The organism is Micropruina sp., assembly GCF_047602085.1.
Taxonomy (GTDB): domain Bacteria; phylum Actinomycetota; class Actinomycetes; order Propionibacteriales; family Propionibacteriaceae; genus Micropruina.
Map to the genome: position 1 here is coordinate 964497 of NZ_JASGID010000002.1, position 26836 is coordinate 991332.

Sequence of the window (26836 nt, forward strand, 5' to 3'; positions counted from 1 at the left end):
GCGCTAGGGAAGCGCTCATCAACGCAACCCTCGCGGGTTGACCTTGCCGAAACCCCTAGTCAGGGCACTCCGTTCGAGGTCTCGACAAGCTCAACCAGTGAAAAGCAGTGCCTTCGTAGTCGGTCGAACACCTTGCCACCAGGGCCGAAGCCGGCGAACTCGGTTCGACCAACGATGATTCAAGCGTGATCCTCAGCCGGTCCGTGGACGGTTCTGCGACTGGCTCGCAGAACGTCTTTCGCCTAACGGACGTGATCCAAACCCGCTCGCCCGCATCGTCCGCGGATGGAATACGAAGGCATCTTCGATAGTTGAGTCTCATGCACTCAATCTCACAGTTGAGCGTGCTAGGCTCAACACGTTAGCCGGAGGAACCGGCAGAGAACTACTAGTCACTGGAGGAACACAGCATGGCTCGTGCAGTAGGCATCGACCTCGGCACCACCAACTCGGTCATCGCCGTTCTTGAGGGCGGCGAGCCCACCGTCATTCCCAACGCTGAGGGCGCCCGCACGACCCCCTCGGTCGTCGCCTTCACCAAGAGCGGCGAGGTGCTGGTCGGCGAGGTCGCGAAGCGTCAGGCGGTCACCAACGTCGACCGCACCATCCGCTCGGTGAAGCGGCACATGGGCACCACTTGGTCGGTCGACATCGACGGCAAGGGCTACACCGCGCAAGAAGTCAGCGCGCGCGTGCTGCAGAAGCTGAAGCGGGACGCCGAGGCGTACCTGGGCGAGCCGGTCACCAACGCCGTGATCACCGTGCCGGCCTACTTCTCCGACGCCGAGCGTCAGGCCACCAAGGAGGCCGGTGAGATCGCCGGCCTGACCGTCGACCGGATCATCAACGAGCCGACAGCGGCTGCGCTGGCCTACGGCCTCGACAAGGGCCACACCGAGCAGACCGTGCTGGTCTTCGACCTCGGCGGCGGCACGTTCGACGTGTCGCTGCTCGAGATCGCCGACGGCGTCTTCGAGGTGAAGGCCACCAAGGGCGACAACCGGCTCGGCGGCGACGACTGGGATCAGCGTGTCGTCGACTGGCTGGTCAAGCAGTTCAAGAACGCCAACGGCATCGACCTGAGCAAGGACAAGATGGCCCGTCAGCGCCTGCAAGAGGCCGCCGAGCGCGCCAAGATCGAGCTGTCCTCCACCCAGGAGACCTCGATCAACCTGCCCTACATCACCGCCGGCGCCGAGGGTCCGCTGCACCTGGACGAGAAGCTCACCCGGGCCGAGTTCCAGCGGATGACCCAGGACCTGCTCGACCGCTGCCGCACCCCGTTCAACGCGGTCATCTCGGACGCCAGCACCTCGGTCGGCAAGATCGACCACGTCATCCTGGTCGGCGGCTCCACCCGCATGCCGGCCGTGGCCGACCTGGTCAAGGAACTGACCGGCGGCAAGGAGCCCAATAAGAGCGTCAACCCGGACGAGGTCGTCGCCTTGGGCGCCGCACTGCAGGCCGGCGTGCTGAAGGGTGAGGTGAAGGACGTGCTGCTACTCGACGTCACCCCGCTGAGCCTCGGCATCGAGACCAAGGGTGGCGTGATGACCAAGATCATCGAACGTAACACCACCATTCCGACCAAGCGGTCCGAGGTGTTCACCACCGCTGAGGACAACCAGCCGTCGGTGATGATCCAGGTGTACCAGGGCGAGCGCGACTTCGCCCGCGACAACAAGTCGCTGGGCAACTTCGAGCTCACCGGCCTGATGCCGGCGCCGCGCAACGTGCCGCAGATCGAGGTCACCTTCGACATCGACGCCAACGGCATCGTGCACGTCCACGCCAAGGACCTGGCCACCGGCAAGGAGCAGTCCATGACGGTGACCGGCGGTTCGGCGCTGGGCAAGGACGACATCGACCGGATGGTCAAGGATGCCGAGTCGCACGCCGAGGAGGACCGCCTGCGGCGTGAGAACGTCGAGATGCGCAACGAGGCGGACGCCCTGGCGTTCCGCACCGAGAAGCTGATCGCCGACAACGCCGAGAACATCGGCGACGACGTGAAGGCCCCGGTGGAGGAAGCCCTGGCCAAGCTGAGGGAAGCCCTGGCCGGCGACGACAACGACGCGGTCAAGGAGGCGATGGACGACCTGAACACCAAGGCATCGGCCATGGGTCAGGCGATGTACGCCGCCGCCCAGGCCAAGCAGGAGCAGGCCGAGGCGCCCGCCGAGGGCGACGCTCCGGCGTCCGAAGCGTCCGATGACGACGTGGTCGACGCTGAGATCGTCGATGATGAGAGCAACGACAAGAAGTGACGCTCGAACCGGCCCGCGGGTGGCAGCACCCGCGGGCCTGGTTCCGTGAAGGAGATCTCTGTGACCAACGAGGAGCAGCTACCCGCTGACCACCCCGTGAGCCCCGACGAGGCCGAAGAGCTGATTATCGACCGCTCGCCCGACGCCGAGTCGCAGCCGGCGGCGCTGCACGACTCGATCGTCTCGGCGAAGATCAGTGAACTGGAGGAGCTGGCGGCCGAACGCACCGCCGACCTGCAGCGGCTGCAGGCCGAGTACGCCAACTACAAGAAGCGGGTCGACCGCGACCGTGCCCTGTCGCGGCAGGGCGGTGTCGAGGCCGTGGTGCTCGACCTGTTGCCGGTGCTCGATAGCGTTGAGGCCGCTCGCAGCCACGACGAGCTCACCGGCGGATTCAAGCTGGTGGCCGACGAACTGGAGCGCATCGGAGCAAAGTACGGGCTGAGCGTGTACGGCGAGGTCGGCGACGCGTTCGACCCCACCATTCACGAGGCCCTGATGCATGTGCCACTGCCGGACGTGGAGGTCACCACCGTGTCTGCGGTGATGCAGAAGGGCGTCCGGTTGGACGACCGGGTGATCCGGCCGGCCCGGGTGGGGGTGGCCGAACCCGAATGATCCATGGCCGAGCTTGTCACGACCGGGCAGGCTGTAGGCACCATCACGAGTAGCCGGAAAGGAGGCGTGGGAATGAGTACGAAGGACTGGATCGAAAAGGACTACTACAAGGTTCTCGGCGTCTCGAAGGACGCCAAGCCTGACGAGATCAAGAAGGCGTTCCGCAAGCTGGCCCGTGAGAATCACCCCGACCAGAACCAGAACGACCCCCAGGCCGAACAGCGCTTCAAGGACATCTCCGAGGCCAACTCGGTGCTGTCGGACGAGAAGAAGCGCAAGGAGTACGACGACGCCCGCAGCCTGTTCGGCGGGGGCGGATTCCGCTTTCCCGGCGGCGGCCCGGGGCCATCGATGGAGGACCTCTTCCGCAACGCGGGCGGCCCGGGCGGCAATGCCGCGGGCGGAAACATCTCCGACCTGTTCGGCAACCTGTTCGGCGGCACGTCCACCCGCCGCACCACCGGCACCACCCGCGGCCCACGCCGTGGTCAAGACATCGAGGGTGAGGCCACCATCGAGTTCACCGATGCCGTAGAGGGCGTCACAGTCACCATGCAGACCGTCTCGGACGAGGCCTGTGCCGCCTGCTCGGGCACCGGGGCCAAGTCGGGCACGCTGCCCCGGGTGTGCGGCACCTGCCAGGGCAGCGGCATGGAGACCTCGACCAGCGGCGGAGTCTTCGCGGTCAGCGAACCGTGCCACGAGTGCCGTGGCCGCGGGCTGATCGTCGAGCAGCCCTGCCCGGTCTGTGGCGGTTCGGGTCGCGGTCGCTCGACCAAGTCGATGCAGGTGCGCATTCCGGCCGGTGTCACCGACGGCCAGCGCATTCGGATCAAAGGCAAGGGCGGGGCCGGTGAGAACGGGGGTGCCCCCGGCGACCTCTACGTGCTGGTGCACGTGCGGCCACACAAGCTGTTCGGACGCAAGGGTGACAACCTCACCCTCACCGTTCCGGTCACCTTCACCGAGGCCGCGCTGGGTGCCGAGGTGTCGGTGCCCACTCTCGGCGGGCAGCGGGTCACCCTGAAGATCGGGCCCGGCACACCCAACGGACGCACCTTCCGGGTGCGCGGCAAGGGCGTGCATAAGCCGGACGGCAGCACTGGCGACCTGCTGGTCACCGTCGAGGTGCAGGTGCCCAACCAGCTCAACGACACCGCCAAAGAGGCCCTGGAGAGTTTCGCCGCGGCCCTGGGCGACTTTGACCCGCGCTCGAGTCTGTACAGCTGATCGCCATGACCGAGCCGACCGCATTTCTGCCCCAGCGCATCGATTCGGACGCGCCGGTCTTCGTGATCTCGGTGGCCGCGCAACTCGCCGAGATGCACCCTCAGACTCTGCGTGGTTATGACCGGCTGGGTCTGGTGGTGCCCAAACGAGCCCGCGGGCGGGGGCGCCGCTACTCGCTGCGCGACATCGCCAAGCTGCGGCACATTCAGTTCTTGTCGCAGAACGAGGGCATCAACCTTGAGGGCATTCGCCGCATCCTGGCCCTCGAAGACGAACTGCACGCCGTGCGCGGTCAGTTGGCCCGAGTAGCTGAACTGCTCAGCACGCTGCAGGCCGAGGGGCCGGCAGCGCGGGTGTTCACCGCAGCCACGGCCGGCGATGTTCACCTGGGCCGCAGCGCGGCGCGGCGTCCGACCCTGGCGCTACCGAGCCGCCCGGCTGTTGCTCGCGACCTGACGCAACGGCAGCCATCCTGAGCCGTCTCGACCCCGGGGGTGCCGGTCGAGCAGTCTCGCCTGCGACAGGCCGCCCTGAGCGGAATCGTCTCTCATACCCTGATCGGCGGGTGTAGCCCGGCGCACTCACGCAGTGGTGATGGTCGAGCTCGTCGAGGTCCCGACCGGGGCGCGGGCCCGTTGGGGAGCGCGGACTTGTGTGAAATGTTCGCACCAGTGAGAAGTCCGCAGGCGTGCCCGCTTGGCACGGGGTCACTAGTGCGAAGAATTCACACTGTCCACGACGCGGTTCGGGTTGGCGCGGTTCAGGCCGCCCGCCCACGACGCGCTGCGATGAACGACCGCACCCCCACGGCCAGGTACACCACCAGTGCGATGAACATCACCAGACTCGCCACGATGGCTCCGGGGCGCTCGGCCGTTCCGTTGAACAACTGGCCCACCTTCACCACGTTCATCACCGAACCCAGTGCGCCGATCAGCGCCACCGCCAGCGCCCCGTGGATGGCATGCCGACGCAGTCGCTCGGTGCGGGCCAGCCAGCCGGCCACCAGCAACAGCACGCCGACCGCGCTGGGAATGAGCGCGGTGAGGCTGACCATGTGGGTGGCCAGGTAGGCGATGATGCCGGTCAGAGTGAGCAGGCCGCCGACGGCCAGGGTGAGTTTGGTGATCAAGGGCGTGATCCTCTCATCGTTGCACCATCGTCTCACGCTCGGGTGAGGGCCGACGTTCGTAGCCTTCTGGCTGGACCGGACCTGGCTTGACCGGCAGGTCGGGGCGATGTGCCACGTCACGAGCACCTCCACAGCCGGCACCCCATCCACGACTTGGTGCAGCAGGGTGCCTGGTGAAACGTGCGCCCGTGCATCCGGAGAGGTGCTGGGCGTGCACTGGACGCTTGGTGGGGGCGGGCAGGTGAGAAGACACGGACCCCTGAGGCACGACGTGGCGGGTGGTTGATGCGGCCTTCGCCGGAGGCGGACCACTGCTGGAACGCATTCGCCACCTGCTGGCCGTCAACGAGCAGTCCCTGTCCGATGACGAGGCGGTCTACCTCACCCTGCACATCGCGCGCCCGATCGAGGGAGTTCGCGCCGAAACCGGGCTCGCGGTCGGCCAAGCCGGCAGAATGAGGGCGGTGTGCCAATCACGGCGCCCCTCACCGCCAGCGCCCGTCCGCTGATGATGTGGGTGTGATGTGGGTGGGAGCGGTTCCTGGCGGCTCGTGATACAGCCTCTTTTGATACAGGGTCTGGTCGGTCGCCGGTGCGGGCCGTCGGCTCACTGGCGAGATCGGGAGCCCGTGGCGCTTGGCCGGGCGGCAGCGACTCGCCGAGGTGTCAGTCGCGTTTGGGGCGTCCGGCCCCGCCCCATCATGGGGTGTCGCCGGAAAGTGTCCGAGGTGGCGAGCATGCTTGACTCATGACGTACCGCAGGCACTCGATCGTTCCGCCTTACCTGTTGCGGCGGCTCGCCGACAGCGATGATCCCGGGGTAGCCGATGTTGCCCAGCAGACGCTGCTGACCGACCGTTCGCTCCGTGACCGACGCGGCACCCAGCCGTCCGCGCCCGGCTATGTGCGACCGGTGGCTGCCGTGGGTGAGGCGACCCCGCGGCGTGAGATCAGCACAGCCGGAAACACCGACCATCTGCCCGGCGCCGTCATCCGTCGAGAGGCCGAGCCGGCCACCGGTGACCTTGCCGCCGACGAGGCCTACGACGGTTTCGGAGCGACCTGGGCGCTGTTTCGTGAGGTCTACGGCCGAGACTCCATCGACGGCGCCGGCATGATGCTCCCGGGCACCGTTCACTACGGCCAGGGCTACGACAACGCCTTCTGGAATGGCGAGCGCATGGTGTTCGGCGATGGAGACGGCCAGATCTTCGGCCGGTTCACCGCCAGCCTCGAGGTGATCGGTCACGAACTCACCCACGGTGTCACCGAGAACACCGCCGCGCTGGTCTACCGAGGTCAGTCCGGCGCGCTCAACGAGCACATCTCGGACGTCTTCGGCGTGCTGGTCAGGCAGTACCAGCTTGGCCAAGACGCCGCTAGCGCCGACTGGCTGATCGGTGCCGACCTGCTGCTTCCCGGCGTCGATGGAGTGGCGTTGCGCAACATGATCGCGCCCGGCACCGCCTACGACGACCCTCGGCTCGGTAAAGATCCGCAGCCCGACCACATGGACCGTTTCGTCACCACGAGCGACGACAACGGCGGCGTGCATATCAACTCCGGCATTCCCAACCGTGCCTTCGCTGAGGCGGCCAGGGCGATCGGCGGGCCGGCCTGGGTGGCTGCCGGCCAGGTCTGGTACGACGTGCTCACCGGCAGCGAGATCAGCCCGCGGGCCGACTTCGCCAGCTTCGCCCGGCTCACCGTCGCTGCGGCGGCCGCCCGCTTCGGTGACGGCAGCCCCCAGCACACCGCGGTGCGCGAGGGCTGGACGACCGTCGGGGTGTCGCTCGCCGTGCCCACCGGCGCCGCCGCCGACCAGCGTGAGCCGAGCACCGATGCCGAACTGCTGCTGCGCCGCACCGGCGGCATCGCCGGGCTGGTCAAAGAGCGTCGCACTACCCTCGACGATCTGCCCGCCAAAGACGCGAAGCGGTGGAACCGGCTGCTCACCTCCGAGGCCTTACTGGCGATAGAGGCCGGCAATCCGGTTGCCGACGGCTACTGCTACCGAGTGGCCTGTGAGGCGTTGGCCGTCGATGTCACCGTGCCCGAGGGTGAGCTCACCAAGTCACAGCGCAACTTGTTTCAGCGCACCCTGCAGGCGTAGCAGGACGACCCGGCATTGATCGAGATCGCCAAGACCGATCCGGCTGGTCGGGCTTGTCGGGATCGTGAGTGGGTTGGTTCGGTCGCTGGTCGGGGTTGTCGGGGTCGTGAGTGGGTTGGTTCGGTCGCTGGTCGGGGTTGTCGGGGTCGTGAGTGGGTTGGTTCGGTCGCTGGTCGGGGTTGTCGGGGTCGTGAGTGGGTTGGTTCGGTCGCTGGTCGGGGTTGTCGGGGTCGTGAGTGGGTTGGTTCGGTCGCTGGTCGAGCTTGTCGAGACCCACACCGAAGGGCAGTATCGAACGCGAATCGCCGAAGGAGGGGGAGCATGGCCCGTAAGGCTCCGATCGAGGACGCCGGCGACGCCCGACTCGCACTCGGGGCGCCCAAGAGCTACGGCGCCGGCGTGCCGGGTGTGCTGCGCGCGCTGCAGGCGTCCAATGACCAGATGGGCGTGCTGCGCTCGGTGCTCACCCTCACCGCGCTCAACCAGAAGAAGGGCTTTGACTGTCCCGGCTGCGCCTGGCCCGACCCCGACCACCGGCACCTGGCGGAGTTCTGCGAGAACGGCGCCAAGGCGGTGGCCGAAGAGGCCACGCTGCGCCGGGTGACGGCTGGGTTCTTCGCCCAGCATTCGGTGGCCGACCTGGCGACGAAGTCCGACCACTGGCTGGGCCAACAAGGCCGGCTCACCGAGCCGATGGTGCTGCGCGAGGGGGCCACCCACTACGAACCGATCGACTGGGACGACGGGTTCGACCTGATCGCAACCGAGTTGCGGGGTCTCACCAGCCCCGATCAGGCTGTGTTCTACACCTCGGGCCGCACCTCGAACGAAGCCGCTTATGCCTACCAGTTGTTCGTGCGCGCGTTCGGCACCAACAACCTGCCGGACTGCTCGAATATGTGCCACGAGTCGAGTGGGGCCGCGCTGGGCCAGACCCTGGGCATCGGCAAGGGCACAGTCACGCTCACCGATGTCGAAACGGCCGACCTGCTGATCGTGGCCGGGCAGAACCCGGGCACCAATCACCCTCGCATGTTGTCGAGCCTGGAGCGAAATAAGGCCAACGGCGGTCGCATCATCGCGGTGAATCCCCTGATCGAGGCCGGGTTGAAGGCATTTCGCAACCCGCAGACCGTCCGTGGGGTACTGCGCGGCGGGGTGGAACTCGCCGACGAGTACTGCCAGATCAGGCTCAACGGCGACCTGGCATTCTTTGCGGGGCTGAATCGGCTCCTGATCGAAGCCGACGCCGTCGACCATGACTTCATCGCCGAGCACACCAGCGGCTACGACGAGTTTCGGGCCGCTGCGCTGGCGGTCGACTGGGCAGACATCGAACGGGCTTGCGGCCTGCCCAAAGCCGAACTGGAACGCATCGTTGAGCAGGTGAAGGCCGCTGGCTCGATCATCGTGTGCTGGGCGATGGGGCTCACCCAGCACAAGAACTCGGTGCCGACCATTCGCGAGATCGTCAACTTTCTGTTGCTCCGCGGCAACGTCGGACGCCCCGGCGCCGGCGCCTGCCCCGTGCGCGGGCACTCCAATGTGCAGGGCGACCGCACCGTGGGCATCAACGAACGCCCGCCGCAGTGGTTTCTGGACGCTCTGCGTGACCGGTTCGGCTTCGAGCCACCGCGCACGCACGGCACCGACGTGGTCGAGGCGATCCGGCGGATGCGTGACGGTAGCTGCGGGGTGTTCGTCGCGGTGGGCGGCAATTTCGTGCGGGCCACCCCCGATTCGGCGCTCACCGAGGCGGCTCTGGGCAACGTCGGGCTCACCGTGCACGTCTCGACCAAGCTCAACGGCAGCCACGCGGTGCCCGGTCGCCGGGCACTCATTCTGCCCACGCTCGGCCGCACCGAATACGACCGCACCGGCGGCATCGAGCAGTTCGTGACGGTGGAGGACTCGATGGGCATGGTGCACGCCAGCCGTGGCCGGCTCTGCCCGGCCGGCGACGCGTTGCGTTCCGAGGTCGACATCGTGTGTTCGATCGCCGAACGCACCCTGGGCAACGAGGGTGTCGACTTCTCGGCGATGCGCGGCGACTACGCCACCATCCGCAGCCACATCGAGGCCACCGTGCCGGGATTCGAACACTTCGAGCAGCGGGTGGCCGACCCGGCGGGCTTCGTGTTGCCCAATGGGCCGCGCGACTCGCGCACCTTCAACACCTCCACCGGCCGGGCCCGGTTCACGGTGAACCCGCTGGTGATCGTCGAGGTGCCCCCTGGTCACCTGTTGCTGCAGACCGTGCGCAGCCACGACCAGTTCAACACCACGATCTACGGCATGGACGACGTCTACCGCGGCATCACCGCCGGCCGCCGGGTGGTGTTCATTCACCCCGACGACCGAGCCGAGCTGGGCTTCGGCGAAGGTGCTGTTGTCGATCTGATCTCGCGCTGGCCCAGCGGCGAGACCGTCGAGCACCGCCGGGCGCACGGCTTCCGGCTGGTCGACTACCCGACCGCGCGCGGTTGTATCGCCGCCTACTTTCCCGAGACCAACGTGCTGGTGCCGCTCGACTCGGTGGCCGACGAGTCGGGCACGCCCACGTCCAAATCGATTGTGGTGCGGCTCGAGGTAGCTGACGGCAGCCCGATCGGGCTGCGCTGATGGGGCGGGTCACCCAGCCGGTGCGGGTGCTGCGCATCGACGGTTGCGGCACCACCCCGCGTCCGGATCGGCTCGCCGTCGAAGAACCTCTCGAACTGCGGCTTGACGGACGCGCCCACGCCGTGACCATGCGCACCCCTGGGCATGACATCGAGCTGGCGCACGGCTGGCTGCATGCCGAAGGCGTGATCGTGGCCGCCAGCGACGTGCTGCGTGCCCAGTACTGCGCCGGGTCGGTGCTCGACGACGACAGCGGCACACCGGTGAACACCTACAACGTGCTCGACCTGATGCTTGCATCGGGCATCACGCCGCCACGTCCCCGTGACACCTACACCTCGAGTGCCTGTGGGGTGTGTGGTGCTGACTCGATCGACTCGTTGGGACGGCAGGGGCGTTACGACCTGGCCTGCGACGAGACGCGGGTGGGCGCGGATTTGCTGAGCGCACTGCCCGACCTATTGCGCCGGCAGCAGCGCACGTTCGAAGCGACCGGGGGTGTGCACGCTGCCGGACTGTTCGAGTCGGACGGCTCGCCGCTGGTCGTCCGCGAGGACGTCGGCCGGCACAACGCGGTCGACAAGGTGGTGGGCTGGGCACTGCTGGCCGGACGGCTGCCGCTGGCCGGCACGGTGCTGCAGGTGAGCGGTCGGTTGTCGTTCGAGCTGGTGCAGAAGGCATACCTGGCGGGAATCCCGATCGTCTCGGCAGTCTCGGCGCCCAGTTCGCTGGCCGTTGCGACCGGGGAGCGGCTGGGTCTCACGGTGGCCGGGTTCGTGCGCGATTCGTCGCTGAACCTGTACACCCACCCGGAGCGGGTGATGAAACCCCTTGCCAGCCCTGGGCCTCCGAGGTCTCGACAAGCTCGACCAGCGAAGAGTTGAGGACCACCTGGTGCGAGGTCAAGGCCACGCCTTCCCGATACAGCTCGACAAGCTCGACCAGCGAAAAGTTGAGGGGCGCCTGATGCGAGGTCAAGGCCACCACGGCGCGATACAGCTCGACCAGCGAAGAGTTGACGCGCGCAGCGACGATACCCGCACCGGGCGGCACCCTCGGCTTCAGTGGCGCCATCGTCGTGGCGTGAGCTCGCCGGTCGAGCCTGTCGAGACCCGTCCGCAGCGTTTCGACGACCCTCGACTGCCCTCGGCCGACGTGGCAGTGATCTGGGTGTTCAAGGTGGATGCCTGAGACGAAGGGTGGTCCGCCGGAGGAGATGGAGCATAAGCTCGGTTTCGTCCGCGATCCCAATGATGTGGGTGGGCCTTCCGCTCCCGTCATGCACTGACAGGAGCAGCATGGGCAAGCAGAGTTCGGTGCTGGTGATCGGCGAGGCGCTGGTCGATGTGGTGCACCAGCGTGGTCAGATCAGCGAGCATGTGGGGGGCAGCCCCGCCAACGTCGCCTTCGGTCTCGGACGGCTCGAGCACGACATCACGCTGGCCGCCTGGTTCGCCAAGGACGAGCGCGGCGAGCGCATCGCGAAGGCCTGCCGAGACACCGGGGTGAAGGTGGCGCCGGGCGCTGACCGGGCTCCCCGTACGTCCGTGGCCAATGCCGAGATCGACGCCGCCGGCAAGGCCACCTACCAGTTCGACCTGTCGTGGCTGTTGCCCGAGTTGCCGGTTGCCGGCAGCGTCGGCCATGTGCACACCGGCAGTATTGGGGCGACCCTCGAGCCGGGCGGTTCGCAGGTCGTTCGGGCCCTGCGTGCCAACGTCGACAGTGCGACGATCAGCTACGACCCGAACGCCCGGCCGACGCTGATGGGCAGTCCGGGCGCCGTGATCGGCCGGGTCGAAGAGATCATCGCGCTAGCCGATGTGGTCAAGTCGAGCGACGAAGACATCGAGTGGCTCTACCCCAACCGTTCGGTGGCCGACGTGATGCGGCACTGGTTGAACCTCGGGCCGGCGCTGGCCGTGGTCACTCGAGGCGGCGACGGCGCGTATGTCGCGATCGCCACCGACGACGCGATCGTCGAGGTGGCGCCCAGGCGGGTGGCGATGATCGACACAGTGGGCGCCGGCGATTCGTTCATGGCGGGGCTGATCTCGGGACTGCTCGACGCCGACTATCTGGGCGGCCCTGAGGCACGCGAGGCGTTGCGGGCCGCCCGGCTGGTCGACGTGATGCCTGCCATCGACCGGGCGATTGGCACCTCGGCCATCACGGTCAGCAAGGCCGGCGCCTACGCGCCCACCCGCGCCGAGCTGTAAGAGGTTGCGCAGGCGGTGCTGCCGATCGGCTTCGCCCGCCTGGAATTGAGGACGTGCGGATCGCCGCGTTCACCGTTGGTTGAGCTTGTCGAAACCCTTGTGTCGGAGCGCCATGTTTGAGGTCTCGACGGGCTCGACCGGCGCAAGTCTGGGTTTCCTTCACCGTTGGTTGAGCTTGTCGAAACCCTTGTGTCGGAGTGCCATGTTTGAGGTCTCGACGGGCTCGACCGGCGCAAGTCCGGGTTCTCTTGCATTCACCGTTGGTCGAGTCGGTACGAACCCTTGGTCAGGGTCGGGTGAGGCCCGGCTCTGTGCGCCGGCCGAGTGCCTCGGCAGCCCATGCTGCGCCTACAGGACCGTCGGGTCGTAGTCGATCACCGAACGACCGGTGACCCGGGCGCGAATGAAGGTGACCACCTTCAGGTGGTCGGGGTGCACGGCGTAGGCGTGCAGGGCGTCGGTGTCGGTGAACACCGAGTACAGGGCCAGGTCGAAGGAGTTGTCGAGTCCGTCCTGGGCCTCGACCACCTCGAACTCGACAATGCCGGGCACCAGGTCGGGCAGCTCGCGCAGCGCCGTGGCCGCCTGGGCCACGTTCGTGGCCCTGTCGGTGCCCTCGGCCTGGTCAGCGAAGTTCCAGGCCACGATGTGCTTGATCATGCGCCCAATCTATCGGCCGCCGGCGCTGCACTACGGTGAACCGGTGGACGACTATCTGGTCGATCGGGTGCTGCTCGCGGTGGAGCAGATTCCTCTCGGACGGGTGGCCGCCTACGGCGACATCGCTCGCCTGGTCGGCACATCGCCGCGCCGGGTCGGCACGATCATGCGGCTCTACGCCCACGACGTGCCGTGGTGGCGGGTGGTCGGGTCGTCCGGCGACCCGGGTGGGCGGCTGCTGGACCACTGCCGTCCGCACTGGAGCGACGAGGGCATCGCGGTCAAGCCCAACGGCCTCGGGTGCCGGATGGCCCACTACCGCGCCGACCAGGTGGCACTCGAGCACGCCTACCGCAAGGCGCTGGACGCCGTGCTGGCCGCCGCCTCGACGCCCTTGCCGTTCATCGGACGTCCGGCCGCCGAAGCCCTGGCGTCGGTCGGCATCACCAGCCTGGAGCGGGTGATCGAGCATTCCGAGGCGGAGTTGCTGGCGCTGCACGGCCTCGGCCCGAAGGCGATCCGGCGAGTGGCGGACGAACTCGACCGGCTCGGCTGGGCCTGGAGCCTACGCCGCAGCACCCGTTGACGCACCCAGAGAACCCTGTCTGCACAAGGCAGTGCCCGGCCACCCAGATGGGATCTTCGTGGCGGGAGACGGTCTCGGTCGCTGTGCCGAATACGAGCGCGAAGGACACCCCGGACGCGGTGGTGGGTCAGTCCTCGCGCGAGACCACGTCGAGCCGTGGGTACTCCGGCTTCCACATGCGGTTGTAGATGTCGTGAATCGGGTTGGTCAGCGGCGTGCGGGCCAGCCCCTGCTGCTCGGCCGTCTGGGCCACCGCCATCGCAACGGTTGCCGAGACCAGCCGCAGGTCGTTCATCGACGGCAGCAGCGACGCGCCCGGACGGTATTCGTTGACCAGCCCCGCCAGAGCGTCGGCGGCCGCGTAGATCATCTCGTGGCTCACCCGGGTGGCGCGCACCACCGACACCCCCAGGCCGAGCCCGGGGAAGATCAGCGCGTTATTGGCCTGCGCGATGGTGTGGTACACCTCGCCGTGCCGAATGGTGCCGTACGGGCTGCCGGTGGCGATCAGCGCCCGGCCGTCGGTCCATTCCAGCAGGTCGTTGGGGTGCGCCTCGGAGCGGCTGGTCGGGTTCGACAGTGGCATGATGATCGGCCGTTCGCAGCCCTCGGCCATAGAGCCGACGATCTCGGCGTTGAACGCCCCCGGCTGGGCCGAGGTGCCGATCAGAATGGTCGGACGCACCGTGCGCACCGCCTCGGCCAGGGTGATCTTGGCCGGGTTCGCGACGTCCCAGTCGTCCACCTCGGCACGGCTACGCGCGTAGGGCCGCTGGTAGTCGCGAATGCCGGAACCGTCGTCGACGATCAGCCCGCGGCTGTTGAACGCGTAGAACTGGTTGTAGGCCTGATCGGCCGGTAGTCCCTCGTGCCCCATCGCCTCGCGGATGATGTCGGCGATGCCGACCCCGGCGGTGCCCGCCCCGTAGATCAGCACCCGGTGCTCGGGCAGCGGCACCCCGGTGAGTCGGACGGCGGCCAACACGGCGGCCAGCACCACCGCGGCGGTGCCCTGAATGTCGTCGTTGAAGGTGCAGATCGAGTCGGTGTAGCGCTGCAGAATGCGGTGCGCGTTGCCGGCGCCGAAGTCCTCCCAGTGCAGCATCGCGTTGGGGAACTGCCGGGTGACAGCCGCCACGAAGGCCTCGATGAACGCGTCGTAGGCTTCACCGCGCACCCGGGCGTGCCGCTCACCCAGGTACAGGTCGCTGTTCAGCAGGCCCAGGTTGTCGGTGCCGACGTCCAGCACGATCGGAATGGCCCGGCGCGGGTGGATTCCGGCCGCCGCGGTGTACACGCTGAGCTTGCCGGTCGCGATCTGAATGCCGCCGATGCCCTGATCGCCGATGCCCAGAATGCCCTCCGAGTCGGTCACCACCACCAGGTCGATCTCGTCGGGGTCGGGCACGTAGTTCTTCAGCGACTGCTCGATCAGGTCGGGCCGGTCGATCGACAAGAACAGGCCGCGAGCGCCCACGTACTCGTGGCTGAACCGCTCGATCGCCTCGCCGATGGTGGGCGTGTAGATGATCGGCAGCAGCTCTTCGATGTTCTCGCTGAGCAGCCGGTAGAACAGCACCTCGTTGCGGTCGCGCAGTGCCGAGAGGTAGATGAATTTGGCCAGCGGCGACGGCGAACGGCTGTACTGAGCGTAGGTGCGGCGCAACTGCTCCTCGATGGTGATCACCCGGCTGGGCAGCAGCCCCGACAGGTCGAGCAACTCGCGCTCCGACAGGGTGAAGGCCGTGCCCCGGTTGGCGATCGGGTTGCGCAGAATCTGTCGTCCGCGGGCCGCGACGTGCAGCACGACATCGCGGCTGTTGGTGGTGTCGAGGTAAAAGTCGGGTGCGCGCATCTGATCCTCCATCGTCGTTCGCCTGAGCGTAGCCACCCGTTGCCGGCAACCGGGAACCCGCGGCTTCGAGATGCGCTGGTCGACGTAACCAAAGCACTGGGTGAGCCTTTCGAAACCCCTTGCCACAGCGGTACATCTGAAGTCTCGACACGCTCGATCAGCGAAAAATCGGCGTCTCCTTCGATGGCATCCGCCGACGACCTCAGCGGGTCACCTCGAAGCGCACCACCACTGCACGGTTGCGGGCATCGCTGGGCGGTTGCACCAGTGGTTTGCTGCGTCCGTAGCCGACCACCTTGTAGATCGCCTTCGCCGGAACGCCCAGGTCTTTGAGCAGCACCGCCACCACGGTGGCACGCTGTTTCGACAACTCAACAGTCGCCCGTCCGTTGTCGGACGGGTCGCCCGAGGTGCGTCCCTCGACGACCACCCGGTAGTTCTGGGGTGCCTTCGCCAGGCACTTCTTCAGCCCCTGCAAGGTCTTGGCGCGATCGATCAGGGTGGGGGTGTTGATCACGAACAGGGCGGGGGTGGGCAGGGTGCAGACCACTTCGGTGCCCTGGGTGGCGGTGTCGACGTCGTCCGGTTGCGGAACGGCGACCACCGGGCCGACGCCCTGGCCAGGGGCGGTGCCGGTGCCGTCGAAGAACTCGACCCGCTTGGCGCCGGCAGCCTTGGCCAGGCCCTCCCAGACCGTGTGCAGGTAGCCGTTCTGCAGGTCGCTGAGAGCCGCCTGGTCACCCGCCACCGGGTTGATCACGAAGCTGACCAGCCGGCCCTCAAGGTCGGGCAATTGCTTGGCCTTCTTGATCGCCTTGACCACGTCGGCGGGGGGCTCGTCGAAGGCCAGCTCGTTGAAGTTCAGTGGGTCGCGAGTGTCGAGCAGCGGCGAGAAGACCCAGACCGGCGAGCCGGCGGGGGACTTCAGGTCGTTGAGCGCGGCCAGCACCGAGCGGTCGGTGCCGGTGCCCGCCGTGCCGTTGATGGCGTCCACGAGTTGCTGGCTGCCGGCACCGCCGACGGCGCGGGCGGTGGTGTCGATCGTCGTGGTGTTGGGTGTGCTCACCCACTCCACGCCGGCGTCCTGCGAGGCCAGCGCGTTCCACTGGTCGGCGACCGCCTGGGGCAGGGTGGTGACCATCTGGTTGGGCGAATCGCCGGTGCTGATCACGGTGCCGCCCACTGGTGGTGCCGAAGCGTTCGCCGACGGCGTTGCCGAAGGGCCGGACGCCGGGGCGCAGCCGGCCAGTAGGCCCAGGCACAACAGCACCGAAGACAACAGGTGCCGGCCTCGGATGTCCATCGTGATCTCCTCCGCGTCGGACTGCTGAAGAACGGATGGTTCTCTGGCAGCCTACCCAGGGTCGCTCCACCGCTGCACGGCGCTCGACGGCCCCGGCACGGCCCCGGCACGACCCCGGCTGGGACGGACTGGCTGCGCGGTCCGCGCTCGCGGGACGACGCGGTTCGCCTTGCCTTTGCGCCGAAACCACCGCCGGTTGAGCTTGTCGAGACCGTTTGCCGGGGCGGGGTGGCTGGGGGCTCGACTGGTGGGTGGGTCTCGACAGGCTCGACCAGCGAAGACCCGCTTTCTTGGCCGGCCGGCTTCGGTCCGGCCGGTCGTCACGATCGTCGGCAAGACCCGCCGATCTCGTCCCTCGCCAGCGGAATAGCACCCCTGCGAGTATGGTTGAGCCTAGTGGACTCAACCTTGTTTTCACAGGAGATGAACAAGCACATGGACACTTCCAAGCTCACTGCCAAGAGCCGGGATGCAGTCTCGGCCGCCCTGCGCAACGCCCTGACCAACGGCAACCCGAGCGCCGAACCGGTGCACCTGCTGCACGCGCTGCTGATGGTGCCCGACAACACCGTCGGCACCCTGCTGGGCGCGGTCGGGGCCGACCCCAAGGTGGTCGATGCCGCGGCGCAGGGCGCGATCACCAAGCTGCCCAGCGCGTCCGGCAACTCGGTCAGCCAGCCTGGCCTGTCGGGCAGTCTCGCTCGGGTGCTGGCCGACGCCGAGACCCGTGCCGAGCAGCTGGGCGACGATTTCGTGGCCACCGAGCACCTGATGATCGCGCTGGCCAGCATCGTCAGCGACGCGCAGAAGATCTTGCTGCAGTTCGGCGCCGAGCCCAAGGCGCTGCTGAAGGCGTTCAGCGACGCGCGGGGCGACAAGCGGGTCACCTCGGCCGAGGCCGAGGGTGGCGAGTCCACCCTCGACAAGTATTCCGTCGACCTGACCGCCAAGGCCCGCGACGGAAAGCTCGACCCGGTGATCGGACGCGACGGCGAGATTCGCCGGGTGGTGCAGGTGCTGGCCCGGCGCACCAAGAACAACCCGGTGCTGATCGGCGAGCCCGGGGTCGGCAAGACCGCCGTCGTCGAGGGCCTGGCCCAGCGGGTGATCGCGGGCGACGTCCCCGATTCGCTGAAGGGACGCCGGGTGGTCTCGCTCGATCTGGCGTCGATGGTGGCCGGCGCCAAGTATCGCGGCGAGTTCGAAGAGCGGCTGAAGGCCGTGCTGAACGAGATCCGCGACGCCGAGGGCCAGGTGATCACCTTCATCGACGAGCTGCACACCGTGGTCGGCGCCGGGGCGTCTGGTGACTCGTCGATGGACGCCGGCAACATGCTCAAGCCGATGCTGGCCCGCGGCGAGCTGCGGATGATCGGCGCCACCACCCTGGACGAGTACCGCGAGCGAATCGAGAAGGACCCTGCGCTGGAGCGCCGGTTTCAGCAGGTCTTCGTGGGCGAGCCGTCCGTTGAAGACACGATCGCGATTCTGCGCGGGCTGCGGGAACGTTACGAGGCGCACCACAAGGTGCGGATCACCGACGGTGCGCTGGTCGCGGCGGCCACCCTGTCGAACCGGTACATCACCAGCCGGCAGTTGCCCGACAAGGCCATCGACCTGATCGACGAGGCCGCGTCACGGTTGCGCATGGAGATCGACTCATCACCCGAAGAGATCGACCAATTGCGGCGCAGCATCGACCGGATGACGATGCAGAGCTTCGCCTTGGAGAAAGAGACCGACCCGGCGTCCGTCGAGCGGCACCAGCGGCTGCAGGGCGAATTGGCCGACGCGCAGGAGGAACTGCGTGGGTTGGAGGGCCGATGGGAGGCCGAGAAGTCCGGCCTGAACCGGGTCGGCGAGCTCAAGGCCCGGGTGGACGAACTGCGGATCGCCGCCGACCGCGCCCAGCGTGAGGGCGACCTGACCCGCGCCTCGCAGATTCTCTACGGAGAGATCCCCGCGCTGCAGGCCGAGATGGACGCCGCCGAGCAGGAGGAATCCGGCGTCACCCCGATGGTCTCCGAAGAGGTGTCGGCCACCGACATCGCCGAGGTGGTCGGCGCGTGGACGGGCATTCCGGTCGGCAGGCTGCTGCAGGGCGAGAGTGAGAAGTTGCTGCAGATGGAGCAGCGGCTGGGGGAGCGGCTGATCGGCCAGCGCCAGGCGGTGGTGGCGGTCTCCGATGCCGTGCGGCGTTCGCGCGCAGGCATCAGCGACCCCAATCGTCCGACCGGCTCGTTCCTGTTTCTGGGGCCGACCGGGGTCGGCAAGACCGAGCTGGCCAAGTCGCTGGCCGAGTTCTTGTTCGACGACGAGCGTTCGATGGTGCGCATCGACATGAGCGAGTACGGCGAGAAGCACTCGGTGTCGCGGCTGGTCGGCGCACCTCCCGGCTACATCGGCTACGAAGAGGGCGGCCAGTTGACCGAGGCGGTGCGGCGCCGTCCGTATTCGGTGATCCTCCTCGATGAGGTCGAGAAGGCGCACCCCGAAGTGTTCAACATTTTGCTGCAGGTGTTCGACGACGGGCGCCTCACCGACGGCCAGGGCCGCACGGTCGACTTTCGCAATGTGATTCTGATCATGACCAGCAACCTGGGTTCGCAGTACCTGGCCGATGTGAAGCTCGAGCCCGAGCTGAAGGAGCAGGCGGTGATGGGCGTGGTGCGGCAGGCGTTCAAGCCCGAGTTCTTGAACCGGCTCGACGAGATCGTGATGTTCACCCCGCTGGGCACCGACGACCTGAGCCGGATCGTCGAGATTCAGTTGGGGCGGCTGAACGCCCGGCTGGCCGACCGGCGCATTCGCGTCGAGGTCTCTCAGGCAGGCAAGGACTGGCTGGCGTTGACCGGCTTCGACCCGGTGTACGGCGCCCGTCCGTTGAAGCGGCTGGTGCAGACCACGATCGAGGACGCGCTAGCCCGGCGGATGCTCTCGGGCGAGGTGTTGGACGGCGACACGGTGCGGTTCGACCTGCAGCCGGACGCCGGCGGCCTGGTGGTCGTGCCGAGCTGACGAGCTGAACCAGAAGGAACCGTCCCCTGAACCAGCGGGGACGGTTCTTTCCGGTTCAGGGGACGGTTCCGAGTGGTTCACGTTGTCAACCGCCCACACACAGTTCAGCAATAGCTTCGGCACAGCCTGCTTCGAGATTTCTTGGGTTGGCTGGAGTACCCGGTGGACGAGCCGGATGTTCCTGAGAGATTGTGAGAAGCCAGTCGATGCCCGCGGTGGAAGCCCTGCCCAGCAACGTCCGGCTCTTTCACGTCGGACCACCCAAGACGGGCACCACCGCATTGCAGGCGGCGCTGGCCGCCAGTCGTGAGGACTTGGTTCACCATGGGGTGGTTTACCCCGGCACGGGCTACAACCATCGCTACGAGGTCGCCGCGGTGGTCGGCAAGACGATCGGCTGGAAGACCCGAAGCGACGGAAGGCCGCGCAAACCACCCAGCATCGAACGCTGGAACCGCCTCGTCGACGAGGTGCGTTCGCACCCGCACCAACGTGTGGTGATCAGTCACGAGTATGCCGCCGGTGCCGGCGTTCAGGCCGCGCAACGGATTCGTGACGACATGGGTGAGAGCCTGCATGTGCTGGTCACCCTGCGCAGTCACTCGCTGATGCTTCCCTCGATCTGGCAAGAGACGAACAAGGCGGCGGGCAATCGTGGCACCTTCGATCGTTGGCTCAAGGCGGCGTTGGAGCCGGGCAGTGACATCAACCAACTGGTCCGACGGCGACACGCCCAGGGGGAACTGATCCGGCGGTGGGCGAAGGTCGTTGGTCCCGAGAACGTGACGGCGATAATTCTCGATCCGAACGAGCACGGCATGGTGTACCGGGTTGTGGAGCAACTGCTGGCCCTGCCCGACGGTCTTCTCGCGCGGTCCGACACCCACGCCTGGACTACGAACAGGTCGATGACGGTGCCCGAGCTCGAGTTGTTCCGGCAATTCAACCGCCGCTTTCGGGCAGAGAACACGACGTGGCGGCAGTATGACGCGCTGTTGATCAAAGGCGGTCTCGAGCGCGTCCTCGGCAGCCGGACGCCAGCACAGTGCGAGCCCCGGTTGACCATGCCCGACTGGGCGGCTGAACAGGCCGACCGAATATCGGTGCGCGAAGCCGAAGAGGTCGTGGCCAGCGGGGTGCGGGTGATCGGTGATCCCGCTCACCTGATGCAACCGGCCAAGCGCCGCACGGACGCGGCCGAGGACCACCGACAGGTCAGCCAGGTGCCCATTGATCTGGCGGTCGAGGCGATGGTGGGCATCTCGGCGGCGGCGCTGCTCCGCGACGCCCGCTTCAGCCAGCCGCACCCAACGGCGCTCGGCGTGATGCTCCAGCAAGTCCCCGCCCGGGAACTGCTCGCCGAGCTGGGTCGGCGTGGACGGCGTGGGACCCGCCGGTGGACGCGCCTCGGGCGCGGCTGAGGGCGCAATGTCGACCACCCACCCTGGCCCTCAGCGCGTATCCTGCGGGGCACCCAGGCAGTTTCGCCACCGCCGCCACGGGCACCAGCCCAGTAGCCCGTGCACCCACCCTGGCCGGCACCGGCGGGTGTGTGCTGCCGCTCGGCCCGCTGGCGTAGGCTCTGCTGCTGGGGCGACACCGCTGCAGCCGCGGCCGGTCGGCGCGTGGCCGGACTCAACCCGATCGGAGGTTCCTCGATGACGCCTGAGCGGAATCCTGCAGCAGCCACCGTCGACTGGGCCCAGATTGCCGCGCTCCCCACAGTCACTGCCGATGCCGGTGACCTGGATGTGGTCGAGCTGGTGCAACGCGACCTGATCGCGCCCACGCTGCGGTTCAGCCACGCCGCGCTGGCCGTGCTCGGCGCGGTGGACACCGTCGTGATCAACGACCCCGAGTCCACCCCGTTGCTGCTCGGACGACTGCGCGCCGGCCTGCTTGAGGTGACCACGTTGCGGTCGGTCGCTCGCCTCGACGGCGAGGCGGCCTCGCTTGCCGAGGCCGGGCCGTTCGATCTGGCGGTGGTCGTGTGCGGAATGCCCAGCACCGCCGATCTGGTGCGGGTGGACGCCCTGACCGCACCGCACAGCCGGGTGCTCTGGTTGGTGCTGGCGGGCCATACCCGGGCCGGACGGCAGTTGCTGGCCGATCTGCCCGGCGTTGTCGATGCCCGTGCCCGGGGTGCGCATCGCATCGTGAGGGTGCCGTGGCCCACCGCGGGCAGCCGCGGCGTGTTCGAGCGGCCAAGGCTACCCACGCCCAAGGCGCTGGCCGAGGCCTTCGGCGTCAAACACTTCGTGGTGGTCGGTGAGCTGCCCGGCGCGGACGTGCCGCGGCACGACCGGGGTGGCACCGTGGTGTTCTTCACCGGGCTTTCGGGCTCGGGCAAGTCGACCCTGGCCAAGGCGCTGCGAGATTTTCTGGAGCAGGAGTCACAACGCGAGGTCACCCTGCTCGACGGTGACGACGTGCGCCGCATGTTATCGGCGGGGCTCGGGTTCGACACCGCCGGACGGGAGGCGAACGTGCGCCGCACCAGTTGGGTCGCCGCGCTGCTGGCCCGGCACGGCGGCATCGCCATCACCGCTTTGATCGCGCCGTTCGCCGAGGGTCGCGCCGAGGCGGCCCGGATGGCACGCGACGGTGCCGACTTTCTGCAGGTGTGGGTCTCGACCCCCCTGGCCGAATGTGAGCGGCGCGACCGCAAGGGCCTCTACGCCCGGGCACGGGCCGGGGAACTGGCCAACTTCACCGGCATCGACTCGCCCTATGAGCCGCCCGATGACGCCGACTTGGTGATCGACACCACCGGCTACGGCATCGACGAGGCGGTGAAGCTGGTGGTCGCAGAACTCGAGGCGCGAGCGTTGCGCCGGGGCCAAGAGCTCGGTCGCCGCACCAGCTTCGCCACCGACGACGTCAGCGACGAGGAGTTGACCGGCTATGACATCTGACGCCGAACTGGCCGTCGCGCTGGCCCAGGGTGCCGGTGCCGTGCTGCTGGGCCTGCGGCGCCCCGACGGTGCGGTGTCGGGCGCCGATGGTGACCGACTGGCCAACGAATACCTGCTGGCCGAACTCGCCACCCACCGTCCGGGCGACGCGGTGCTCTCGGAGGAGGCCAAGGACGACCCTTCCCGGCTGGGTGCCGACCGGGTCTGGATCGTGGATCCCCTCGACGGCACCCGCGAGTACGCCGAACGCACCGGGGAAACCTGGCGCACCGACTTCGCGGTGCACGTCGCTTTGTGGCAACGCGATACCGGGCTGGTCGCGGGTGCCGTCGCCCTGCCTGCGCGGCAGCGAGTGTTCGGCACCGACCCCGCCGAGCCACTGCCGCCCCTGCGCCGCGGGGGTCCGCTCCGGCTGGCGGTCAGCCGGTCACGTCCGCCGGTGCTGGTGCAACGCCTCGGTGAGCTGCTGCCGGTCGAACTGGTGGGCATGGGTTCTGCCGGGGTCAAGACGATGGCCGTGGTCACCGGCGAGGTCGACGCCTACCTGCACGGCGGCGGGCAGTTCGAGTGGGATTCGGCGGCTCCGGTGGCCGTTGCCGCGGCGGCCGGCCTGCACACGTCCCGACTGGACGGCTCGCCATTGTGCTACAACCGACCCGACCCGTGGCTGCCTGACCTGATGGTGTGCCGCACCGAACATGCGCCCCGGCTGCTGGCCGCCGTTGCGCAGCTCGAAGGAGGATCATGACCGGCTACGTGCTCAGTCAACTACGGGCTCTCGAGGCCGAGAGCATTCACATCATTCGTGAGGTCGCCGCCGAAATGGAGCGACCCTGCCTGCTGTTCTCCGGCGGCAAGGACTCGGTGGTGATGAGCGTGCTGGCTCGCAAGGCGTTCGCCCCGGCCCGCATTCCGTTCCCGTTCATGCACGTCGACACGGGTCTCAACTTTCCCGAAGTGATCGCCTTTCGGGATTGGTGGCTCGACCAACTGGAGGTGCAACTCGTCGTTGCGTCGGTGCCCGAGGCGATGGCGCGGGGGTTGGTGCAGGAGGAGCCGAACGGTTCGCGCAATCGGATCCAGACCCCGGTGCTGCTGGAGGCCGCCGAGCAACACCGCTTCAACGCGCTTTTCGGCGGAGCACGCCGCGATGAAGAGAAGGCCCGGGCCAAAGAGCGGGTGTTCAGCTTTCGTGACGAGTTCGGCCAGTGGGATCCCAAGAACCAGCGTCCCGAGCTGTGGAGCCTCTACAACGGACGGGTGCACCCCGGCGAGAGCATTCGGGTGTTTCCGTTGTCGAACTGGACCGAGCTCGACACCTGGGCCTACATCCTTCACGAGGACATTCCGCTGCCGAACCTGTACTACGCGGCCGAACGTGACGTGGTGGTGCGCGACAACATGCTGTACGCGGTCAACGAGTTCGTGACCCCCCGTGAGGGCGAGCGGGTCGAGCGCCGTTCGGTGCGGTACCGCACGATGGGCGACGCCAACCTGACCGCGGCGGTCGCGTCGACCGCCGACACCAAGCAGGCCATCGTGGCCGAGATAGCCGCCGCCCGGCTCACCGAACGTGGAGCCACCCGCGGCGATGACCGGGTCAGCGAAGCCGCGATGGAGGATCGCAAGAAGGAGGGGTACTTCTGATGAGCGGCGAGACAACCACGGGCAGCGACCTGCTGCGGTTCGCCACCGCAGGCAGCGTCGACGACGGCAAGAGCACGCTGATCGGCCGGTTGCTGTACGACAGCAAAGCCATCTTCGTCGACCAGTACGAGGCGGTCGAGCGGGTCAGCACCCAACGTGGTAACGACTACGTCGACCTGGCCCTGCTCACCGACGGCCTGCGGGCCGAGCGGGAGCAAGGCATCACCATCGACGTGGCGTACCGCTACTTCGCGACGCCGCGTCGCACGTTCATCATCGCCGACACCCCCGGCCACCCGCAGTACACCCGCAACATGGTGACCGGGGCATCCACCGCCGATGCGGCGCTGATTCTGGTCGATGCCCGCAAGGGCATGACCGAGCAGAGCCGGCGGCACTCGTTCCTGGCCACGCTGCTCGGCGTGCGGCATCTGGTGGTGTGCGTCAACAAGCTTGATCTGGTCGACTTCGACGTCGCCGTCTACGAGCGCATCGTGGACGAGTTCACCGAGTTCGCGAGCCGGCTCAAGGTCGGCGATCTGCAGTTCATCCCGATCTCGGCGCTGCACGGCGACAATGTGGTCACCCGCAGCGCGCGCACTCCGTGGTACGACGGCCCGGCATTGCTGTACCACCTCGAACACCTGCACGTTGCCAGCGATCGCAACCTCACCGACGTCCGATTCCCGGTGCAGTACGTGATTCGGCCGCAGTCGGCCCAGGCGCGCGACTATCGCGGCTATGCCGGCACCGTGGCCGGCGGCGTGATCAAGGTGGGCGACCAGGTGATGGCGCTGCCCAGTGGGTTCACCACCACGATCAGTGCGATCGATTCTCCGACGGGCCCGCTGCGCGAGGCATACCCGCCGATGTCGGTGGCGCTGCGACTTGCCGACGAGCTCGACATCAGCCGGGGCGACCTGCTGGTACGGCCGAACAACCCGGCCCCGGCGCGACAGGATCTCGACCTGCGGGTGTGTTGGATGGACGAGGGCAGCGCCCTCACGCCCGGCCGGACCCTGGCGATCAAACACACCACCGTGTGGGCGCGGGTGAAGGTGCGCGAGGTGCTCTATCGAGTCGATATCAACACCCTGCATCGCGACGAAAGCGTCACCGCTTTGGCCCTCAACGAGATCGGCCGGGTGCGGCTGCGCTGCACCCGCCCGCTGTTCCTCGACGAGTACGCGCAGAACCGCACCACCGGCTCGGTGATCCTGGTCGACGAGGCCACCAACCGCACCGTCGGTGCCGGATTTCTGAGTTGAGGTCTGCCGTGCGCGCGGCCTGGCCGAAGAGGCAGCCGGGTTCAGCTGCCCGAGAAGAACGGAGCTGCCGATGACGTCCACCCCTGGGGGTGACACCGAGCTGCTGCTTGCCGAACGCACCCGGCTGTTGCACATCGGGCCGTTCAAGACCGGCACCACATCGCTGCAGACGGTGGCGCGCGTCATGCGTCCCGAACTGCTCCGCCACGGGGTGCGCTACCCCGGGGCCACCTTCAACCAGCGGGTGGCGGTCAGCGCTTTTCAACGTCGTGGCCTGGGCTGGAACGGCGATGGAAGTGTCGGGCCGCCGCCGTCGTACCGGCACTGGTGGTTGCTGAAGCGTGAGATCGAGGCCGACCACGAGCGGCGGATCCTACTGGGTCACGAGTACGTCTCGACCGCCGACGACGCGACGATTGCCCGTTGGGTCGATGAGTTGGGGCCGCGGTTGCACGTCGTGATCACACTGCGCGCCTTCGGCCGCATGCTGCCGTCGCTGTGGCAGGAACGGCTCAAGCGCAACGCCCGCCGAGAGTCGTTCGAGCGTTGGCTGAAGGGCGTGTTGAAGCCGGAACACGCCGGTTACGATCGTCGCCAGCTGAGTTTCGACCACGCCGGGCTGATTCGGCGATGGGCGGCAGCCGCGGGCCCCGACCGGGTCACGGTGATCGCCCTCGACCCGAACGATCACAGTTTCCTGTTCCACCGTTTCGAAGACCTGCTGGGACTGCCTCGCGATCTACTGGCAGCCGCGCCGGGCACCGACGACGTGACCAACCGCGGCCTGACCGTTCCAGAGGCCGAACTGTTTCGGCAGCTCAACCGCAGAACCACCGAACTCGGCCTGGAGTGGGCCAACCACGAGTGGCTGAACTACTACGGTGCGCTGTCGCGGGTGGTCGGCTACCGCAGGCCCGGCCCGGACGAGCCCCGGCTGCGGCTGCCACGGTGGGCACTCAAGCCGGCCTTGCAGCACGAGTGCGGCGTGGTGGACGCGATCGGGGCGACCGGCGTGCGACTGGTCGGTTCGGCCGATCATCTGGTCAGCGCTGACCGCACGCCGAAGCAGGACTATGTACATCACGCCAAGGTCGACGCGATACCCATCGATCTCGCCGTCGAGGCCCTGATCGGGGTGCTGGCGGCGGCGACGGGCCGGGATGCGGCATTCGATCGCACCGCACCGGCAGTGGTGCGCAAGGCCCGCACCGAGATGGCGTCGAACACGGCACCGTCGGTTGGAGCCACGGCCCGCCGGGTGCGTGACGAGGTGGCCAAGCGACTGCCCGGCAACCCCGTCACGCGCTGAGGCCCCGGGGGTCCGGCCAGAGCCCCGTCAGAGAATCCACGGACGGCACCTCGACCAGCAGAGAACGCTCGGGG

20 protein-coding genes are annotated in these 26836 nt (G+C 67.9%); 16 read left to right on the forward strand and 4 right to left on the reverse strand.

The window, feature by feature from the left end; all coding sequences use genetic code 11:
- Positions 1 to 410: 410 nt before the first annotated feature.
- The 4 genes from dnaK (at position 411) to QM721_RS05185 (ending at position 4591) form a co-directional block, all read left to right on the forward strand.
- Positions 411 to 2267 carry a molecular chaperone DnaK gene (gene dnaK, locus QM721_RS05170; RefSeq protein ID WP_415119655.1) on the forward strand — a complete coding sequence of 619 codons (1857 nt, stop codon included), beginning with the start codon at positions 411 to 413 and terminating at the stop codon, positions 2265 to 2267.
- A 60-nt stretch (positions 2268 to 2327) separates the two neighbouring features.
- Positions 2328 to 2885, forward strand: coding sequence for a nucleotide exchange factor GrpE (gene grpE, locus QM721_RS05175; protein ID WP_415119657.1), 558 nt, complete (start codon positions 2328 to 2330; stop codon positions 2883 to 2885).
- A 72-nt stretch (positions 2886 to 2957) separates the two neighbouring features.
- The gene (gene dnaJ / locus QM721_RS05180) at positions 2958 to 4115 is read left to right on the forward strand and encodes a molecular chaperone DnaJ (protein ID WP_415119659.1); all 1158 of its coding nucleotides are present in this window, start codon (positions 2958 to 2960) and stop codon (positions 4113 to 4115) included.
- Positions 4116 to 4120: 5 nt separating this feature from the next.
- On the forward strand, positions 4121 to 4591 hold the full coding sequence (locus QM721_RS05185; protein ID WP_415119661.1) for a heat shock protein transcriptional repressor HspR: 471 nt from the start codon (positions 4121 to 4123) through the stop codon (positions 4589 to 4591).
- A gap of 284 nt (positions 4592 to 4875) precedes the next feature.
- Here QM721_RS05185 and QM721_RS05190 read toward each other — a convergent pair whose 3' ends face one another.
- Positions 4876 to 5247, reverse strand: a complete 372-nt coding sequence (locus QM721_RS05190; RefSeq protein ID WP_415119663.1) for a hypothetical protein — start codon at positions 5245 to 5247, stop codon at positions 4876 to 4878.
- A 748-nt stretch (positions 5248 to 5995) separates the two neighbouring features.
- On the opposite strand from QM721_RS05190, the gene QM721_RS05195 reads away from it, so the two are divergent.
- The 4 genes from QM721_RS05195 (at position 5996) to QM721_RS05210 (ending at position 12201) form a co-directional block, all read left to right on the forward strand.
- Positions 5996 to 7360, forward strand: a complete 1365-nt coding sequence (locus QM721_RS05195; RefSeq protein ID WP_415119665.1) for a protealysin inhibitor emfourin — start codon at positions 5996 to 5998, stop codon at positions 7358 to 7360.
- Positions 7361 to 7681: 321 nt separating this feature from the next.
- Positions 7682 to 9982: an FdhF/YdeP family oxidoreductase gene (locus QM721_RS05200; RefSeq protein ID WP_415119667.1), complete on the forward strand. Its 2301-nt coding sequence runs from the start codon at positions 7682 to 7684 to the stop codon at positions 9980 to 9982.
- Positions 9982 to 10866 (forward strand): formate dehydrogenase accessory sulfurtransferase FdhD, encoded by an 885-nt coding sequence (gene fdhD, locus QM721_RS05205; protein ID WP_415119669.1) that lies wholly within the window; start codon positions 9982 to 9984, stop codon positions 10864 to 10866. Before QM721_RS05200 ends, fdhD begins: the two co-directional genes overlap by 1 nt.
- 414 nt (positions 10867 to 11280) lie before the next feature.
- Positions 11281 to 12201: a PfkB family carbohydrate kinase gene (locus tag QM721_RS05210; RefSeq protein ID WP_415119671.1), complete on the forward strand. Its 921-nt coding sequence runs from the start codon at positions 11281 to 11283 to the stop codon at positions 12199 to 12201.
- 348 nt (positions 12202 to 12549) lie between these two features.
- Here QM721_RS05210 and QM721_RS05215 read toward each other — a convergent pair whose 3' ends face one another.
- Complete coding sequence (locus tag QM721_RS05215; protein WP_415119673.1) at positions 12550 to 12861, reverse strand: Dabb family protein; 312 nt, start codon at positions 12859 to 12861, stop codon at positions 12550 to 12552.
- On the opposite strand from QM721_RS05215, the gene QM721_RS05220 reads away from it, so the two are divergent.
- Complete coding sequence (locus QM721_RS05220) at positions 12860 to 13447, forward strand: MGMT family protein (RefSeq protein ID WP_415119675.1); 588 nt, start codon at positions 12860 to 12862, stop codon at positions 13445 to 13447. The two genes, QM721_RS05215 and QM721_RS05220, sit on opposite strands and share 2 nt — an antisense overlap.
- A 127-nt stretch (positions 13448 to 13574) precedes the next feature.
- On the opposite strand, the gene QM721_RS05225 is transcribed toward QM721_RS05220, so the two are convergent.
- The gene (locus tag QM721_RS05225; protein ID WP_415119677.1) at positions 13575 to 15302 is read right to left on the reverse strand and encodes an NAD-dependent malic enzyme; all 1728 of its coding nucleotides are present in this window, start codon (positions 15300 to 15302) and stop codon (positions 13575 to 13577) included.
- A 202-nt stretch (positions 15303 to 15504) separates the two neighbouring features.
- Entirely contained in the window at positions 15505 to 16605 is a 1101-nt protein-coding gene (locus tag QM721_RS05230) for an OmpA family protein (RefSeq protein WP_415119679.1), read from the reverse strand.
- Positions 16606 to 17040: 435 nt separating this feature from the next.
- On the opposite strand from QM721_RS05230, the gene clpB reads away from it, so the two are divergent.
- From clpB to QM721_RS05265, 7 genes are all read left to right on the forward strand, one after another.
- Positions 17041 to 19623, forward strand: coding sequence for an ATP-dependent chaperone ClpB (clpB, locus tag QM721_RS05235; protein WP_415119681.1), 2583 nt, complete (start codon positions 17041 to 17043; stop codon positions 19621 to 19623).
- Positions 19624 to 19829: 206 nt separating this feature from the next.
- A complete protein-coding gene (locus QM721_RS05240) occupies positions 19830 to 21044 on the forward strand; it encodes a hypothetical protein (RefSeq protein WP_415119683.1) in 1215 nt (404 codons plus the stop codon).
- Between the two features lie 237 nt (positions 21045 to 21281).
- Positions 21282 to 22538 carry an adenylyl-sulfate kinase gene (gene cysC, locus QM721_RS05245; protein WP_415119685.1) on the forward strand — a complete coding sequence of 419 codons (1257 nt, stop codon included), beginning with the start codon at positions 21282 to 21284 and terminating at the stop codon, positions 22536 to 22538.
- On the forward strand, positions 22528 to 23286 hold the full coding sequence (locus QM721_RS05250) for a 3'(2'),5'-bisphosphate nucleotidase CysQ (protein WP_415119687.1): 759 nt from the start codon (positions 22528 to 22530) through the stop codon (positions 23284 to 23286). Before cysC ends, QM721_RS05250 begins: the two co-directional genes overlap by 11 nt.
- Positions 23283 to 24185 carry a sulfate adenylyltransferase subunit CysD gene (gene cysD / locus QM721_RS05255; RefSeq protein ID WP_415119689.1) on the forward strand — a complete coding sequence of 301 codons (903 nt, stop codon included), beginning with the start codon at positions 23283 to 23285 and terminating at the stop codon, positions 24183 to 24185. The genes QM721_RS05250 and cysD overlap by 4 nt, the downstream gene beginning before the upstream one ends.
- Positions 24185 to 25453 carry a sulfate adenylyltransferase subunit 1 gene (locus QM721_RS05260; protein WP_415119691.1) on the forward strand — a complete coding sequence of 423 codons (1269 nt, stop codon included), beginning with the start codon at positions 24185 to 24187 and terminating at the stop codon, positions 25451 to 25453. Before cysD ends, QM721_RS05260 begins: the two co-directional genes overlap by 1 nt.
- A 70-nt stretch (positions 25454 to 25523) precedes the next feature.
- Positions 25524 to 26762 (forward strand): hypothetical protein, encoded by a 1239-nt coding sequence (locus QM721_RS05265; RefSeq protein WP_415119693.1) that lies wholly within the window; start codon positions 25524 to 25526, stop codon positions 26760 to 26762.
- Positions 26763 to 26836: the final 74 nt, after the last annotated feature.

Excerpts from the sequence above, each read along its gene's own strand:
- dnaK (WP_415119655.1), top strand. The coding sequence starts at position 411 with ATGGCTCGTGCAGTAGGCATCGACCTCGGCACCACCAACTCGGTCATC.
- dnaJ (WP_415119659.1), top strand. The coding sequence starts at position 2,958 with ATGAGTACGAAGGACTGGATCGAAAAGGACTACTACAAGGTTCTCGGC.
- QM721_RS05185 (WP_415119661.1), top strand. The coding sequence starts at position 4,121 with ATGACCGAGCCGACCGCATTTCTGCCCCAGCGCATCGATTCGGACGCG.
- QM721_RS05195 (WP_415119665.1), top strand. The coding sequence starts at position 5,996 with ATGACGTACCGCAGGCACTCGATCGTTCCGCCTTACCTGTTGCGGCGG.
- QM721_RS05200 (WP_415119667.1), top strand. The coding sequence starts at position 7,682 with ATGGCCCGTAAGGCTCCGATCGAGGACGCCGGCGACGCCCGACTCGCA.
- fdhD (WP_415119669.1), top strand. The coding sequence starts at position 9,982 with ATGGGGCGGGTCACCCAGCCGGTGCGGGTGCTGCGCATCGACGGTTGC.
- QM721_RS05210 (WP_415119671.1), top strand. The coding sequence starts at position 11,281 with ATGGGCAAGCAGAGTTCGGTGCTGGTGATCGGCGAGGCGCTGGTCGAT.
- QM721_RS05220 (WP_415119675.1), top strand. The coding sequence starts at position 12,860 with ATGCGCCCAATCTATCGGCCGCCGGCGCTGCACTACGGTGAACCGGTG.
- QM721_RS05215 (WP_415119673.1), bottom strand. The coding sequence starts at position 12,861 with ATGATCAAGCACATCGTGGCCTGGAACTTCGCTGACCAGGCCGAGGGC.
- QM721_RS05225 (WP_415119677.1), bottom strand. The coding sequence starts at position 15,302 with ATGCGCGCACCCGACTTTTACCTCGACACCACCAACAGCCGCGATGTC.
- QM721_RS05230 (WP_415119679.1), bottom strand. The coding sequence starts at position 16,605 with ATGGACATCCGAGGCCGGCACCTGTTGTCTTCGGTGCTGTTGTGCCTG.
- clpB (WP_415119681.1), top strand. The coding sequence starts at position 17,041 with ATGGACACTTCCAAGCTCACTGCCAAGAGCCGGGATGCAGTCTCGGCC.
- QM721_RS05240 (WP_415119683.1), top strand. The coding sequence starts at position 19,830 with ATGCCCGCGGTGGAAGCCCTGCCCAGCAACGTCCGGCTCTTTCACGTC.
- cysC (WP_415119685.1), top strand. The coding sequence starts at position 21,282 with ATGACGCCTGAGCGGAATCCTGCAGCAGCCACCGTCGACTGGGCCCAG.
- QM721_RS05250 (WP_415119687.1), top strand. The coding sequence starts at position 22,528 with ATGACATCTGACGCCGAACTGGCCGTCGCGCTGGCCCAGGGTGCCGGT.
- cysD (WP_415119689.1), top strand. The coding sequence starts at position 23,283 with ATGACCGGCTACGTGCTCAGTCAACTACGGGCTCTCGAGGCCGAGAGC.
- QM721_RS05260 (WP_415119691.1), top strand. The coding sequence starts at position 24,185 with ATGAGCGGCGAGACAACCACGGGCAGCGACCTGCTGCGGTTCGCCACC.
- QM721_RS05265 (WP_415119693.1), top strand. The coding sequence starts at position 25,524 with ATGACGTCCACCCCTGGGGGTGACACCGAGCTGCTGCTTGCCGAACGC.